The following is a 14,726-nucleotide window of genomic DNA, read 5'->3' as shown; positions in this document are numbered from 1 at the left end:
GGGATGCTGCCAGGGAAGCCCGGCTACTGGGCCTTTCCCTTCGAGAACGTATGTCGACGCAGCCGCACGCGACACCCGCTTCTAGGCTGGTCGATTCTAGCAGATCGCCGTCAGCGTCCGCGCACGATGCGGCGGAGCTTGGCGAGCCGAGCGGAGACGTCGCGTTCATTACCGTGCTCTGTCGGCTCGTAGTAGACGGCGTTCTTGAGTTCGTTCGGAAGATACTGCTGCTGCAGGACACCGAGTTCGTCGTCGTGTGGGTACTTGTAGCCCTTGCCGTGGCCGAGTCGTTTCGCACCGGGATAGTGCGCATCTCGCAAGTGCTTGGGGACCCGTCCCATCGTTCCGGCCCGAACGTCGGCGATCGCTTTGTCGAGGGCCATGTATGCGGCATTGGACTTCGGAGCCGTCGCCAGGTGCACGACTGCCTGGGCGAGCGGGATGCGCCCCTCCGGCATCCCGATCAGCTGCACCGCATCCGCTGCGGCCACCGCGATCACCAGCGACTGGGGGTCTGCCATCCCGATGTCTTCGGATGCGAGCACGATGATGCGCCTGGCGATGAATCGTGGGTCCTCCCCCGCCTCGATCATGCGCGCGAGGTAGTGGAGGGAGGCGTCGACGTCGGAGCCGCGCACCGACTTGATGAAGGCGCTGATCACGTCGTAGTGCTCGTCGCCGTTGCGGTCGTAGCGCAGGAGCGCGCGGTCCACCGCCAGCGCGACGAGCTCCGCCGTGATGACCGGCTTCTCCGATGAGGTCGCGGGCGTCGACGTCGCTGCTGACACGGACGCTGCTTCGAGAGCGGTCAGGGCACGTCGTGCATCGCCGGACGCGAGCCGGATGATCGCTGCCCGCGCATCCGCCTCGAGGACGAAGTGATCGCCCAGGCCGCGCTCATCGGTGACGGCGCGATCGACGACAGTTCCCAGGTCGTCGTCGCTAAGCGTTTCGAGCGTGAGGAGGAGCGAGCGTGAGAGCAACGGCGAGATCACCGAGAACGACGGATTCTCCGTGGTGGCCGCCACGAGGATGACCCAGCCGTTCTCGACACCGGGCAGCAATGCGTCCTGCTGGGCCTTCGTGAAGCGGTGGATCTCGTCGAGGAACAGCACGGTCGAGATGCCGTAGAGGTCGCGCGTGGAGAGGGCTTCGTCCATAACCTGCCGAACGTCGCGCACCCCGGCGGATACGGCTGACAACTCGACGAACCGACGGCCGGAAGAATGGGCGATCGCCTGGGCCAGCGTGGTCTTTCCCGTGCCCGGCGGACCCCACAGGATGACGGAGACCGAGCCGCGCTCGCCCGTCGTGTCTGATGCGAGGCTCACCAGCGGAGACCCGGGAGTCAGCAGATGTCTCTGCCCGGCGACCTCGTCGAGACTCTTCGGTCGCATGCGGACGGCGAGCGGAGTCGCTCCGCTTCGGAGCCCCGGCTGCGCATCGACCATGGGTCAAGGCTAGTTGCTTCCGCCGACACGCCTGACGCCACGATCCACGGCCGCATTTGGCCGTCATAGCTCGGTCGCATAAAGTTCATCTGAGGTCCAGCGCTGTGGCGCGTCGACCGAAGACTCCCCCCCGCACGACGGCGCGCCCCCTCGGAGGATTTCACGTGGCACCGAACAAGCAGAACGACCGCGAAGCGCGCCAGGCGCGCGAGCGGCTGAGGGCCTACCAGGCGCGCCAGACCGTCCACGAGGCAAAGGCCAAGCGCCGGGTGCGCGATAACTGGCTCGCCGGCATCGGCGTGCTCGTCGTCGTCGTTCTCGCCGTGCTCACCCAGCTGCTGTACTTCAACAGCGGGCCGGGCAAGCCGGTCGCCAGCCCGTCGCCGTCAGCATCTGCCGCCGCGTACACGCTGCCGCCGAAGACTCTCGCCGCAAACCGCCAGTGGACCGGCACGATGACGATCAACAGCATCCCGCTCGCGATCACTCTCGACGGTGCCAAGGCGCCCCAGGCGGTCTCCTCCACTATCGCTCTGAGCCAGAAGGGCTTCTACAACGGCCTGACCTGCCATCGCTTGACCACGTCGGGTATCTATGTGCTCCAGTGCGGCGATCCGAAGGGTGACGGCTCTGGCGGCCCGGGATACACGTACGGACCCGTCGAGAACGCACCTGCCGACAACATCTACCCTGCAGGCACACTCGCGATGGCGCGTTCGAGCAACGACGGCAACAGCCAGGGCAGCCAGTTCTTCATCGTCTACAAGAACTCGACCATCCCCTCAGACTCAGCGGGTGGCTACACGGTCATCGGCAAGGTCACGAGCGGCCTCGACCAGCTCATCACCCAGGTGGCCGACAAGGGCGTCCAGGGCGGCGCGAAGGATGGTAAGCCCAACGTCACGACGACGATCAACGGGATAACGGTTCAGTAAGGACCCCTGCACGTCCCCGGACGGGTGCAATAGGCTAAAACGCAGTGTGAGGCGGTCGTCCTGGCCGTCGTCGTCAGCAAGGTGAGGCTCTTGGCTACAACTGATCAGCAACCGTGGGGTCGCGTCGATGAGACCGGCGCCGTCTTCGTTCGCGAAGGCGAAGGCGAGAGGGAGGTCGGGCAGTACCCCGACGGAACTCCGGAGGAGGCGCTCGCCTACTTCGAACGCAAATACACGGATCTGGCCGGTCAGGTCACGCTGCTCGAACAGCGCGCACGTCGCGGAGCACCTGCCGCTGATATCGCCAAGGCTGTCGCGACCCTCAGCGAACACGTCGCCGGGGCCAACGCAGTCGGCGATCTCGCGTCGCTCCAGCAGCGCCTCGCAAAGCTGGGGGGCACCGTCGAGGAGTTGACGGAGCAGCAGACCGCCGAAGCCCGTGCCGCGGTGGATGCCGCGATCGCCGAGCGTACGGAGATCGTCGTGGCGGCGGAGGCTCTTGCGGCCGAGGACCCTGCCAAGACCCAGTGGAAGCAGACCACGGCCACACTCGACTCGCTCTTCGTTCGCTGGCAGGCCCACCAGCACGACGGGCCGCGTCTTCCGAAGAACGAAGCCAACGAGCTGTGGAAGCGATTCCGCGCCGCGCGCGCGACGATCGAGCACAACCGCAAGGCGTTCTTCGCCGAGCTCGACAACCAGCACCGCGACGTCCGTGCCCGCAAGACGCAGCTGATCGAAGAGGCCGAAGCGCTCATACCGCGGGGAGCCGATGGCGTTCCCGCCTACCGTGAACTCCTCGAGGCGTGGAAGCTGGCGGGCCGCGCAGGCAAGCGGAACGACGATGCGCTCTGGGCGCGATTCAAGGCCGCCGGGGATGCGATCTATTCGGCGAAATCCGAAGTGGATGCTCGTGAGAACGAGGAGTTCTCGGCGAACCTCGAAGCGAAGCTCGAACTCCTGACCGAAGCGGAGCCGCTGCTGACAGCGACCGACCGTGAGTCGGCGCGCGCCAAGCTCAGTTCCATCCAGCGACGCTGGGATGAGATCGGCAAGGTTCCGCGCGACCAGGTGAAGGTCGTCGAAGAACGGCTTCGCCGGGTCGAGGCTGCGGTGCGCAAGCTCGAGGACGACCACTGGCAGCGCAACAATCCCGAGAAGAAGGCTCGATCCGAAGGTCTCGCGAGCCAGCTCACGGCGGCGATCACCAAGCTCGAATCCGAGCTCGAAGAAGCCAAGGCCAGCGGAGACAAAGCAAAGGTCGCTGCAGCCCAGGAAGCGCTCGACGCACGCAAGGTCTGGCTCGACGCCCTGAAATAGCAGGCGCCGCGTAACTGTTCACAGGTGGCGGTTCCGCACAGGCTGCCGGCTGGTCGGCCGATCGCCGGCACGTGGTCAGCAGACTGGTTGTGTGACGCGACTTCTCCAACGGCTCTTGAGCGACCACGACCTGCCTTCTGCGGAGCTTCGCGCTGCCCGGATCGATGGCGAAGTCTTCGCGGTCGACGAGTGGTTCTCGCCGGTCGATGAGCCCGACAACAGCGACCTGCGCGCGGCCGCGCTCGCGCAGCTCGTTCCTTCGCGGATGATCGTGGAGCGATCCTCTGCACTGTGGGTCCACGGAGTGCGTTCTCGTGCGCCGTTCCGGCATCAGCTGTGCACCGATATCGCCAGCAGGACGACCCCGCATTCGTCCCCCCGATTCGAGTTCCGCGAATGCAGGATCGATCCGGTCGACATCGTGCGGGTCGGTCCGCTGCGCGTGACCTCGTACCTGCGAACGGCGATCGACCTGCTCCGCACGCGCGAGCCGTTCGGTGCGTGCGACGCGCTCGAGGTGCTTGCAGTCCTCCAGCTCGGGGGTGTCGGGGTAGGGGCGTGTCGCGAACGCATCCGTGCGCAGCCTCGCTATCCGGGCGTCCGCCGGGCGCTTGCCCGAATATCCCTCGTCGAACGCTCGAATGCCTTTCCCGCGGGCAGGAATTCGATCAGGATGCGTACGGGTCAGCCGGCGCTGACGCGGTAGACGTCGTAGACGGCATCGATCCTGCGCACGGCGTTGAGCACACGATCAAGGTGCGTGGTGTCACCCATCTCGAAAACGAACCGGCTGAGCGCCAGGCGGTCGCTCGACGTAGTGACCGTCGCTGACAGGATGTTCACGTGATGCTCGGAGAGCACACGGGTCACGTCCGACAAGAGACCGGACCGGTCGAGAGCCTCCACCTGGATCTGGACGAGGAAGACGCTCTTCGAACTCGGCGCCCACTCGACGTCGATCATGCGCTCGGGCTCCTGGAGGAGGGACTGAACGTTGTGGCAGCTCGCCTGGTGGACCGATACGCCAGCTCCGCGGGTGATGAAGCCGACGATAGGATCACCGGGCACCGGCGTGCAGCACTTGGCAAGTTTGACCAGGATGTCGGGCGCACCGCGCACAAGAACGCCGGAATCGCTGTTCCGCAGCTGACGCGACCGACCTTTGACCGGCAACTCGATCTCGCCGGCATCGCCTTCGGCCTCCGTCTGGAGGGACGCCACGACCTTCTCGATGACGGACTGCGTCGAGACGTGGCCCTCGCCCACGGCCGCGTACAGCGCCGAGACGTCCTCGTAGCGAAGCTGCGCTGCGACTTCGGCCAGCGAGTCCTGCGTCATCAGCTTCTGAAGCGGGAGGTTCTGCTTACGCATGGCGCGCGCAATCGCATCCTTGCCCTGCTCGATGGCTTCGTCGCGCCGCTCCTTGGTGAACCACTGGCGGATCTTGTTGCGGGCGCGCGGGCTCTTGACGAAGTTCAGCCAGTCCTGGCTCGGACCCGAGTCGGGGTTCTTGGACGTGAAGACCTCGACGACGTCTCCCGTGGTGAGGGTGCTCTCCAGAGGAACGAGACGCCCATTGACCTTTGCGCCCATCGTGCGGTGCCCGACCTCGGTGTGCACGGCGTATGCGAAGTCGACGGGTGTCGCTCCCGTCGGCAGGCCGATGACGCGACCCTTCGGAGTGAAGACGTAGACCTCTTTCGCACCGATCTCGAACCGCAGGGAATCGAGGAACTCGCTCGGGTCCGCTGTCTCCGCCTGCCAATCCGACAGGTGAGCGAGCCAGGCGAGGTCGGTGTCGACCCTTCCGGACGGGCCGGAGCTCTTGCCGTTGACCTGCTCCTTGTACTTCCAGTGCGCCGCAACACCGAACTCGGCGCGCTGGTGCATCTCCTCCGTGCGGATCTGGATCTCGACGGCACGACCCTCCGGGCCGATGACCGTCGTGTGCAGGGACTGGTAGAGGTTGAATTTGGGGGTTGCGATGTAGTCCTTGAACCGGCCGGGCATCGGCGTCCAGCGGGCGTGGATCTGACCGAGAACGGCGTAGCAGTCGCGCACCGAATTCACCAGCACGCGGATACCCACCAGGTCGTAGATCTCGTCGAACTCGCGACCACGCACCACCATCTTCTGGTAGATCGAGTAGTACTGCTTCGGTCGCCCGACGACCTTGCCGCGGATTCGTGCCGATTTCAGATCGTCATTGATCGCGTCGATGACGTGCTGGACGAGGCGTTCGCGTTCCGGCGAACGCTGCCGCACCAGGCTCTCGATCTCGGCGTAGAGCTTGGGGTACAGCACGGCGAACGAGAGGTCTTCAAGCTCCCATTTGATGGCCTGGATCCCCAGGCGGTGAGCGAGCGGCGCATAGATCTCGAGGGTCTCCGTGGCCTTGCGCGTCGCGGACTCGGCGGGGACGAAACCCCAGGTGCGAGCGTTGTGGAGACGATCGGCGAGCTTGATGATCAGGACCCGGATGTCTTTCGACATTGCGACGATCATCTTGCGGACAGTCTCCGCCTGCGCGCTGTCGCCGTATTTGACCTTGTCGAGCTTGGTGACGCCGTCGACGAGCATCGCGATCTCGTCGCCGAACGCATCACGCAGTTCGTCGAGTGTGTACTCGGTGTCTTCGACGGTGTCGTGCAGAAGTGCCGCCGCGATGGTCTTCGAGCCGATGCCGAGATCGGCGAGGATCTGTGCTACCGCTACCGGGTGGGTGATGTACGGTTCACCGCTGCGACGCTTCTGGCCCGAGTGCGCCTTCTCTGCGACCGCGTATGCACGCTCCACCAGGGAAAGATCCGCTTTGGGATGGTGCATCCGGAGGGTGCGGATCAGAGTGTCGACGGCGCCCGCGGGCTGGGCCCGGGAGAAGATGCGCGGGACGAGACGGCGCAGCGAAGCACTCTGCGGCGTTGTCGTGTCGACCATCAGCGTGCCTCCCGTCTTCCATTATCGCGGCTACCGCGGGTGCGGCTCGCTTCGAAGACCAGCGGGAGCGCTGCGCGCACGGTTCTCACCTCGTATCCGTCGAGATGAGAACCGTGCACGCGAACTCCTTATTCCACGCTACTTGGCGGCGACGGGGACGGGCGCAGCGGCGGCAGCTGCCTTCGGCCGGGCCGCACGCACCTTGGCGTCGTGCTTCTTGATCGCGGCCTCGCCCTCGCGGAACTGCGAATACATCGGAGCCGCGAGGAAGATCGTCGAGTACGTGCCGACGATGATTCCGATGAGCAGTGCGAGGGAGATGTCGCGGAGCGTGTCGGCCCCCAGTGCGAAGGCGCCGATGAAGAGGATGGACGCGACGGGGAGGACCGCCACGACAGCCGTGTTGATCGAGCGCACCAGCGTCTGGTTGACCGCGAGGTTCACCGCCTCAGGGAAGGTGCGGCGCGTCAGTTCCAGCTCTTCGCGGGTGTTCTCCCGCACCTTGTCGAACACCACGACCGTGTCATACAGCGAGTAGCCGAGGATGGTCAGGAAGCCGATCATCGTCGCCGGGGTGATCTCGAACCCGACGAGGGCGTAGATGCCCGCCGTGATGATGAGGTCATGGAACAGCGAGATGATCGCCGAGGCCGACATTTTCCAGGTTCTGAAGTACAACGCCATCGCGACGAACGCGAGGAGCAGGAACACGACCAGGCCCTGGATCGACTGCTGGGTCACATCCGCACCCCAGGTCGGGCCGATGAACGACGAGGCGACCTCGGTCGAAGGCACGTTGTAGGCCTTGGCCAGTGCGTCCGCCACCTGACGGCTCTGGTCGGCGGTGAGCTGATCCGTCTGCACTCGCACGGCGTTGTTGTTGACACTGGTGACGTGCACCACTGCGTCAGGAACGACGCCCGCGACGGCGTCCTGTGCGGGAGTCTGCGACGTGGTGTGCACATTCGTGATCTGGAACTGCGATCCACCGCGGAACTCGATGCCGAAGTTGAACCCGCCCTTGAGCACGGGGATGAGAATGGACGCGATCACCATCACGATGGCGATCGTGTACCAGATCTTGCGCTTGCCGACGAAATCGAACGAGCGAGCGCCGGTGTAGAGGTCGTTTCCGAACCGTGTGAGGCGGCTGGCGGCCATCAGGAGTCCTTCCCGTCTTTCGATCGATCCGTACTGCTGCCCGAGCTCGCCGAGACCAGTTCGGCGGCCTTGCGCTCGGCGATCGTCTGTCGCTTGGCGGCCTCCTTGCTGCTCGAGGCCGCTTTCCCCGCGCTGACTGCCGCGGATGGCGCGCGGAACTGCGCTGCACCGCGGTAGACCGCGCCCAGAGCGTCAGGATCGAGCCCGCTCCACGAACTGCCGCTGTTGAAGAACTTCGTCTTGGCGAGCAACTGCAGAGTGGGGTGTGTGAAGAGTACGACCACGAGAACGTCGATGATCGTCGTGAGACCGAGGGTGAACGCGAAACCGCGCACGTTCGCCGCCGCGAGCACGTACAGCACGACTGCTGCTAGGAGGTTTGTGGCCTTCGAGGCGTAGATCGTTCGCTGAGCGCGCTTCCAGCCCGCCTCGACCGCGGACTCGAGTCCACGTCCGTCGCGGAGTTCATCACGGATTCGCTCGAAGTAGACGATGAACGAGTCGGCGGTGAAACCGATGGCCACGATCAGGCCCGCCACGCCGGCGAGTGAGAGCCGGTAGCCGTAGTGCCACGAGAGCAGCGAGATCGTGAGGTAGGTCAGGAGCGCTGCCACACCGAGCGAGGTGATCGTCACGAGACCGAGCAGCCGGTACTGGAAGAGCGTGTAGATCATGACCAGGATCAGGCCGATGAGGCCGGCGATCAGACCACTGAGGAGCTGCGAGGAACCCAACGTCGCCGAGATCGTGTCCTGGCTCTGCACCTGGAAGCTGAACGGCAGGGCGCCGAACTTCAGCTGGTCGGCGAGGGTCTTCGCCGAGGTCTGGTCGAAGCTGCCCGTGATCTGGGGGCGACCGTCGGTGATCGCGGCCTGCGTCGCAGGAGCCGAGATGACCTTCCCGTCCAGCACGATCGCGAACTGGTTCTGAGCACCGGTCAGGGCATTGAGTCGCGTGGTCACGTCGGCGAACGCCTTGGTGCCGGCGTCGTTGAAGACGATGTTGACGCCCCACTGGCCGGTGCTGACGCCGCTGGAGCTCTGCACGAGGCCGCTCGACGCATCCTTGATGTCTTCGCCGCGGACCTCGACCGGACCGAGGATGTACTTGGTCGTGCCCTTGTCGTCACAGGTGATGAGCGGCTTGTCCGCCGGTGCGACGTTGGTGCTCTTCGCCGCATCGGACGAGCACGAGAATGCGTCGTACTGCGCCTGCAGCGCGGGCGTGACCCACGCCTTGTCGCTGCCGTTCGTCGGCTTCGTGGACGGTGTCGACTGCAGGTTGGGTGCCGGGCTCGGCGCGGGCGTGGACTTGCCATCGGCGCCGACCACCGTGTTCGTGGGCGCACCGGCGACCAGCACCGGCCGGAAGTCGAGCTTGGCGCTCGACTTGATCCGGTTGAGGGTCGCTTCGTCAGGGGTTCCAGGCAGGGAGACGACGATGTTCTTGGAGCCCTCGGTGCTGATCTCGGCCTCGGAGATTCCGGACGCGTCGATGCGCTGACGGATGATCGAGACGGCCTGGTCGAGCTGCTGCTGCTGCACCTGCTGCCCGTTGGCCAGCTGCGGCGCGAGGATGATCTGCGTCCCGCCCTCGAGGTCGAGCGCGAGCTTCGGGATCACGGTCGCATTGCTGAACACGACACCCGCGATAAGGGTGACGAGCAGCACGACGATGATGGCTCCAAGCCAACTCAACGAACGCCATGCTTTTTTGACCGGGGTCGACTTTGCCACCTACGAACTCAGCTTTCTACGCGCGTGCCCACGCCTCAGTAGACGTGGGCACACCTGGGAATGGGGTCAGTCGTCGCTCTTCGCGCCGGGCTTCTTGGCCACGTCGTCGATCCGCTCGCCGAACTCAGGCTCGGTGAGGGGAATGGCGTGGTCTTCGTTCAGCTCCGGCTCGGTCGACGCCTCGACCTCGGGCTCGAGCTCCTTGGGCTCGACGACCCGGGCGATCACCTGGCGGTGCACCTTGAGGATGGTGCCCGGGGTTGTCTCGACGAGGGCCTGGTTCTCTTCTTCGTCGATCGAGAGCAGCTTGCCGTAGACGCCGAAGTTCAGCATGACCTCGGCACCGGGGACGATCTTCTCGCGAAGAGCAGCCGCGTCGCGCTGCCGCTTGCGGCTGTTGCGGAACATGAAGAACACCAGGCCGGCCAGGACGACCAGCATGACAATAGTTAACGGATCCATGAAAAGTTTGGGGCCTTCCAGAGAGCGTCTCACGAAGAAACGCCCTGCTTGATTGTGAGTGGCCGATGGGCCAGCTTGAATTATAGGTCATCCATGAGGGATGGTTGCTGTGAGTGCGCTGCGCCGAAGTGTCGCCAAGCGGCTGGAGTCGCCACTCGTCCGCGCGGTGTGCGGGACAGGAGACCGATCCGCACGAGGAACGGTTCGACCACGGACTCGATCGTCTCGGCCTCCTCGCCCACCGAGACAGCAAGCGTGTTGAGGCCGACCGGACCACCGTCGAAACGTTCGAGGATCGCCTGCAGCACGGCTCGGTCGAGACGGTCGAGCCCGAGCGGGTCGACGTCATAGAGTTCGAGGGCGGATCGCACGGCCTCGACATCCGCCGCTCCCCCGTGCACCAGCGCGAAATCTCTGACGCGCCGGAGCAGCCGGTTGGCGATGCGCGGGGTTCCCCGGCAGCGGCCCGCGATCTCGGCCAGCGCCTCGCCGTCGATCTCGAAATCGAGCATGACGGCGGCCCTCGTGAGCACCTGGGCGAGCTCGGACTCGTCGTAGAACTCGAGATGGGCGGTGAAGCCGAACCGGTCGCGGAGCGGGTTGGGCAGGAGACCCGAGCGCGTCGTCGCACCGACCAGGGTGAAGGGGGCCAGATCGAGCGGGATCGACGTGGCGCCGGCGCCTTTGCCCACCATGATGTCGATCCGGAAATCCTCCATCGCGAGGTAGAGCATCTCTTCCGCTGACCGAGCCATCCGATGGATCTCATCGATGAAGAGCACCTCGCCAGGAGTGAGCGAAGACAGCAGTGCCGCCAGGTCGCCGGCATGCTGGATCGCGGGACCGCTCGACATCCGCAACGGACGACCGCTCTCGTGCGCGACGATCATTGCGAGCGTCGTCTTGCCCAGTCCCGGGGGCCCGGCCAGAAGGATGTGGTCGGCAGTACGGTCCTGCATCTTCGCCGCCGTGAGAAGCAGCTGGAGCTGGCCGCGGACTTTTGCCTGCCCGACGAACTCGGCGAGCGAGCGCGGGCGGAGTGCGCCTTCGAACGCGAGCTCGGATTCGGACTCGAGCTCGGGAGCGGTCAGATCGTTGTCGGCCACGGTCATCTCCGTGCTGCAGTCTGCCCCGGGCCAAGCCTGGCCAGCGTGACGCGCAGCAGGGACTGGACCGTGTCACGGGCGGACTCGTCTGTCTCCGCGACTGCCTCGGCGATCGCATCGGATGCTGTCTTCTCCGGCCAGCCGAGGCCAACGAGTGCGATCAGGACGCTGTCGCCCAGAGAGGATGGGGGCGTCGCCGCGGCGGGTCGGGGAGCACGCCGGGTGACGGCCAGCTTGCCCGAGAGGGAAACGACGATCAGCTTGGCCGTCTTCGGCCCGATGCCGGAGACCTTGCGGAACGGCGCATCGTCCTCAGCCGTCACGGCTTCGGCGATCTGCTCCGGCGAGAGCACGGAGAGGACTCCGATCGCGGACTTGGGCCCGACTCCGGACACCCCGGTGAGGAGGTCGAACACCTGGAGCTGTTCCGCATCGGCGAAACCGAACAGAGAGAGGGCATCCTCGCGGACGATCAGCGACGTGAGCACCATGGCCTCGTCTCCGATGCGGAGCGACAGCGCGTGGTCCGGCGTGACCTGGATCGAGAAACCGACGCCGCCGACCTCGATCACGATCGAGCCGCCGCTGATCGCGAGGACGGTGCCGCGAAGGGATGAAATCACTTCGCCAGCCTACGGGGCACCGCCGACGCCCGGCTGGAACGCTCCGCGGCGTGCCATGCAGCCTGCGCAGGCGTCAGTGTCGACGTGGCACCGGATGCCGAGGCCGCTGGCTGTGCACCGCTCCCCCGCCACGCATGGCAGATCGCGATAGCCAGCGCATCCGCGGCATCAGCCGGCTTCGGCACCTCGGCGAGCCCGAGGATCCGAGCGACCATCGCCTGCACCTGCTTCTTGTCGGCCGAACCGTATCCGGTGATCGCCGCCTTCACCTCGCTCGGCGTGTGCAGGGCGACCGGGAGCCCGCGTTTGGCGGCCGCGTGGAGTGCCACGCCACTGACCTGCGCTGTGCCCATCACCGTCCTGAGATTGTGCTGCGCGAAGACGCGCTCGATAGCGACCGCTTGGGGCAAGTGCCGATCGAGCAGTTCGGCGATCCCGTCACCGACCGCGAGCAGCCGTTCCTCGAGCGGCATCGTCGGCGGGGTACGGATGACAAGCACCTCGACCAGTCGTGCGGTGCGGTTGGGCTCGACGTCGACGATCCCGACACCGCAGCGGGTCAGCCCTGGGTCGATGCCGAGCACGCGGAGCGGCATCGGCCGGGTTCTACTCTGCCTCGAGCTCGGCCTGGACCTCGGCCGACAGATCGAGGTTGGTGTACACGTTCTGCACGTCGTCCGAGTCCTCGAGTGCGTCGATGAGGCGGAAGACCTTACGGGCCGTCTCGGCGTCGCCCTCGACCTGGATCGAGGCGACGAACTCGACGTCCGCCGAGTCGTAGTCGATGCCCGACTCCTGGAGTGCGGTCCGTGTCGCCACCAGCGCGGAGGGGTCGGTCAGCACTTCGAAGCCCTCTTCGCGAGCGGTGACCTCCTCGGCGCCGGCGTCGAGCACCGCAAGAAGAACGTCGTCTTCGGAGACACCGTCGGCCTGCGGAACGACGATCACGCCCTTGCGGTGGAAGTTGTACGCGACGCTGCCAGGGTCTGCCATCGTTCCGCCGTTGCGCGTCATCGCGGTGCGGACGTCTGCAGCTGCACGGTTCTTGTTGTCGGTGAGGCACTCGATGAGAAGGGCGACACCGTTGGGGCCGTAGCCCTCGTACATGATGGTCGTGTAGTCGATGCTCTCACCGGTGAGGCCGGCGCCGCGTTTGATGGCACGATCGATGTTGTCGTTCGGGACGGACGTCTTCTTGGCCTTCTGCACCGCGTCGACAAGGGTCGGGTTACCCGAGAGATCGGCGCCACCGATCTTAGCTGCGACCTCGATGTTCTTGATCAGCTTTGCGAACGACTTCGCACGACGCTGGTCGATCACGGCCTTCTTGTGCTTGGTGGTCGCCCATTTGGAATGCCCGGACACGTTGCTCCCTAACTACTTCTGAAGATCCTGTCCATTGTAGGACGCGAGCGAGCGCTCAAGCCGCCCGTTCGCTGACGCGGCGCAGGAAGTACTCGTGGAAACGCGTGTCGCCGGTCATCTCCGGATGGAACGAGGTTCCGATGAGGTTGCCCTGCTCCACCGCGACGACACGCCCGTCGGCGAGCGAGGCGAGCGGCGTCGCCGCAGGACCGACGCTCTCGACGATCGGCGCCCGGATGAACACGGCATGCATCGGCTCGTCGCCGACCGCGGGGATGTCGAGGTCGGTCTCGAAAGAGTCGAGCTGCGAGCCGAACGCGTTGCGTCGCACCACCACGTCGAGACCGCCCAGCGTCTCCTGCCCCCGGATGGCGTCGAGGATGGTGTCGGCCAGCATGATCAGGCCAGCGCACGTGCCGTAGACGGGAAGGCCGGCGGCGATCGCATCCTTCAGCGGCTGTGCCAGGCCGAAAGTCCGCGCCAGCTTGTCCATCACGCTGGACTCTCCGCCGGGGATCACCAGGCCCTCGACGGACTCGAGTTCGGATGCACGACGGACGGGGACGGCATCCGCCCCCAGTCCGCCGAGCACCGAGATGTGCTCCCGGAAATCGCCCTGGAGTGCGAGCACTCCCACACGCGGCGCCGTCGGCGCGTCCGGCCTACCAGCCACGCTCTGCGAGGCGGTGCGGAGCGGCCAGGTCGGACACGTTGATGCCCACCATCGCCTCACCCAGTCCACGCGAGACCTCGGCGATCACCGACGGGTCGTCGTAGAACGTCGTCGCCTTGACGACGGCAGCCGCACGCTGCGCGGGGTTGCCCGACTTGAAGATGCCCGACCCGACGAAGACGCCGTCGGCGCCGAGCTGCATCATCATCGCGGCGTCTGCCGGGGTCGCGACACCGCCGGCGGTGAAGAGCACCACGGGAAGCTTGCCGGTCTCGGCGACCTCGACCACGAGGTCGTACGGAGCCTGAAGTTCTTTTGCGGCGACGTACAGCTCGTCCTTGCTCATCGAGCTCAGGCCGGCGATCTCCGACCTGATCTTGCGGATGTGCTTGGTCGCCTCCGACACGTCACCGGTTCCGGCTTCGCCCTTGGAACGGATCATCGCTGCGCCCTCGTTGATGCGGCGGAGCGCCTCACCCAGGTTGGTCGCACCGCAGACGAAGGGGACGGTGAAGCCCCACTTGTCGATGTGGTTGACGTAGTCTGCCGGGCTGAGCACCTCGGACTCGTCGATGTAGTCGACGTCGAGCGCCTGGAGCACCTGTGCCTCGACGAAGTGGCCGATGCGGGCCTTCGCCATCACGGGAATGGATACCTCGGCGATGATCGCCTCGATCAGATCGGGGTCGCTCATGCGCGCCACGCCGCCCTGCGACCGGATATCGGCCGGAACCCGCTCGAGGGCCATGACGGCCACGGCACCGGCATCTTCTGCGATGCGCGCCTGCTCGGGCGTCACGACGTCCATGATGACGCCGCCCTTCAACATCTCGGCCAGCCCGCGCTTGACGCGGCTCGAACCGAACTGTTCGGCGGTGGTTGTGTCGCTCACTGTGTCCTCTCTTGGTGCCGCTGCCTCGCGCGGCACGTCAATCCGTTCCAGCGCCGCTGCGGCGG

At 65.8% G+C, this 14,726-nt stretch carries 14 protein-coding genes; 3 read left to right on the top strand and 11 right to left on the bottom strand.

From position 1 onward, the window contains the following. Positions 1 to 110: 110 nt before the first annotated feature. Positions 111 to 1,451 (bottom strand): replication-associated recombination protein A, encoded by a 1,341-nt coding sequence (locus tag ACV7NN_RS01610; RefSeq protein WP_463347847.1) that lies wholly within the window; start codon positions 1,449 to 1,451, stop codon positions 111 to 113. 164 nt (positions 1,452 to 1,615) lie between these two features. Between ACV7NN_RS01610 and ACV7NN_RS01605 the strand changes: the two genes are divergently transcribed. The 3 genes from ACV7NN_RS01605 (at position 1,616) to ACV7NN_RS01595 (ending at position 4,412) form a co-directional block, all read left to right on the top strand. Further along, positions 1,616 to 2,386 carry a peptidylprolyl isomerase gene (locus tag ACV7NN_RS01605; protein WP_463347846.1) on the top strand — a complete coding sequence of 257 codons (771 nt, stop codon included), beginning with the start codon at positions 1,616 to 1,618 and terminating at the stop codon, positions 2,384 to 2,386. Between the two features lie 90 nt (positions 2,387 to 2,476). Further along, a complete protein-coding gene (locus ACV7NN_RS01600) occupies positions 2,477 to 3,706 on the top strand; it encodes a DUF349 domain-containing protein (protein WP_463347845.1) in 1,230 nt (409 codons plus the stop codon). Positions 3,707 to 3,797: 91 nt separating this feature from the next. Continuing rightward, a complete protein-coding gene (locus tag ACV7NN_RS01595; protein WP_463347844.1) occupies positions 3,798 to 4,412 on the top strand; it encodes a type IV toxin-antitoxin system AbiEi family antitoxin in 615 nt (204 codons plus the stop codon). Here the strand turns inward: ACV7NN_RS01595 and ACV7NN_RS01590 are convergent. The 10 genes from ACV7NN_RS01590 to pdxS all read right to left on the bottom strand — a co-directional run bounded on the left by ACV7NN_RS01590 (position 4,391) and on the right by pdxS (position 14,661). Continuing rightward, a complete protein-coding gene (locus ACV7NN_RS01590) occupies positions 4,391 to 6,643 on the bottom strand; it encodes a RelA/SpoT family protein (protein WP_463347843.1) in 2,253 nt (750 codons plus the stop codon). The two genes, ACV7NN_RS01595 and ACV7NN_RS01590, sit on opposite strands and share 22 nt — an antisense overlap. Before the next feature lie 138 nt (positions 6,644 to 6,781). Next, positions 6,782 to 7,804: a protein translocase subunit SecF gene (gene secF / locus ACV7NN_RS01585; protein ID WP_463347842.1), complete on the bottom strand. Its 1,023-nt coding sequence runs from the start codon at positions 7,802 to 7,804 to the stop codon at positions 6,782 to 6,784. Next, positions 7,804 to 9,540, bottom strand: coding sequence for a protein translocase subunit SecD (gene secD / locus ACV7NN_RS01580; RefSeq protein ID WP_463347841.1), 1,737 nt, complete (start codon positions 9,538 to 9,540; stop codon positions 7,804 to 7,806). The genes secF and secD overlap by 1 nt, the downstream gene beginning before the upstream one ends. Before the next feature lie 66 nt (positions 9,541 to 9,606). Next, positions 9,607 to 9,981, bottom strand: a complete 375-nt coding sequence (locus ACV7NN_RS01575) for a preprotein translocase subunit YajC (protein ID WP_463347840.1) — start codon at positions 9,979 to 9,981, stop codon at positions 9,607 to 9,609. A 101-nt stretch (positions 9,982 to 10,082) separates the two neighbouring features. Continuing rightward, positions 10,083 to 11,114, bottom strand: a complete 1,032-nt coding sequence (gene ruvB / locus ACV7NN_RS01570) for a Holliday junction branch migration DNA helicase RuvB (RefSeq protein WP_463347839.1) — start codon at positions 11,112 to 11,114, stop codon at positions 10,083 to 10,085. Next, positions 11,111 to 11,731 (bottom strand): Holliday junction branch migration protein RuvA, encoded by a 621-nt coding sequence (ruvA, locus tag ACV7NN_RS01565; RefSeq protein ID WP_463347838.1) that lies wholly within the window; start codon positions 11,729 to 11,731, stop codon positions 11,111 to 11,113. Before ruvA ends, ruvB begins: the two co-directional genes overlap by 4 nt. Further along, positions 11,728 to 12,327, bottom strand: coding sequence for a crossover junction endodeoxyribonuclease RuvC (gene ruvC / locus ACV7NN_RS01560; RefSeq protein ID WP_463347837.1), 600 nt, complete (start codon positions 12,325 to 12,327; stop codon positions 11,728 to 11,730). The genes ruvA and ruvC overlap by 4 nt, the downstream gene beginning before the upstream one ends. 10 nt (positions 12,328 to 12,337) lie before the next feature. Then, positions 12,338 to 13,096, bottom strand: a complete 759-nt coding sequence (locus ACV7NN_RS01555; protein WP_463347836.1) for a YebC/PmpR family DNA-binding transcriptional regulator — start codon at positions 13,094 to 13,096, stop codon at positions 12,338 to 12,340. Positions 13,097 to 13,151: 55 nt separating this feature from the next. Beyond that, positions 13,152 to 13,769: a pyridoxal 5'-phosphate synthase glutaminase subunit PdxT gene (gene pdxT, locus ACV7NN_RS01550; RefSeq protein WP_463347835.1), complete on the bottom strand. Its 618-nt coding sequence runs from the start codon at positions 13,767 to 13,769 to the stop codon at positions 13,152 to 13,154. Beyond that, the gene (gene pdxS, locus ACV7NN_RS01545) at positions 13,759 to 14,661 is read right to left on the bottom strand and encodes a pyridoxal 5'-phosphate synthase lyase subunit PdxS (protein WP_463347834.1); all 903 of its coding nucleotides are present in this window, start codon (positions 14,659 to 14,661) and stop codon (positions 13,759 to 13,761) included. The genes pdxT and pdxS overlap by 11 nt, the downstream gene beginning before the upstream one ends. Positions 14,662 to 14,726 lie beyond the last annotated feature (65 nt).

The sequence above is a fragment of the Leifsonia sp. Ger2509 genome (assembly GCF_055231915.1).
The sequence above is the reverse complement of the archived record's forward strand: the minus strand, read 5'-3'. Positions and strand labels throughout refer to the sequence as shown.

What these genes read in the sequence shown, in the direction of transcription:
- ACV7NN_RS01610 (WP_463347847.1), bottom strand. Translation starts at nt 1,451, where the DNA reads ATGGTCGATGCGCAGCCGGGGCTCCGAAGCGGAGCGACTCCGCTCGCC.
- ACV7NN_RS01590 (WP_463347843.1), bottom strand. Translation starts at nt 6,643, where the DNA reads ATGGTCGACACGACAACGCCGCAGAGTGCTTCGCTGCGCCGTCTCGTC.
- secF (WP_463347842.1), bottom strand. Translation starts at nt 7,804, where the DNA reads ATGGCCGCCAGCCGCCTCACACGGTTCGGAAACGACCTCTACACCGGC.
- ACV7NN_RS01575 (WP_463347840.1), bottom strand. Translation starts at nt 9,981, where the DNA reads ATGCTGGTCGTCCTGGCCGGCCTGGTGTTCTTCATGTTCCGCAACAGC.
- ruvB (WP_463347839.1), bottom strand. Translation starts at nt 11,114, where the DNA reads ATGACCGTGGCCGACAACGATCTGACCGCTCCCGAGCTCGAGTCCGAA.
- ruvC (WP_463347837.1), bottom strand. Translation starts at nt 12,327, where the DNA reads ATGCCGCTCCGCGTGCTCGGCATCGACCCAGGGCTGACCCGCTGCGGT.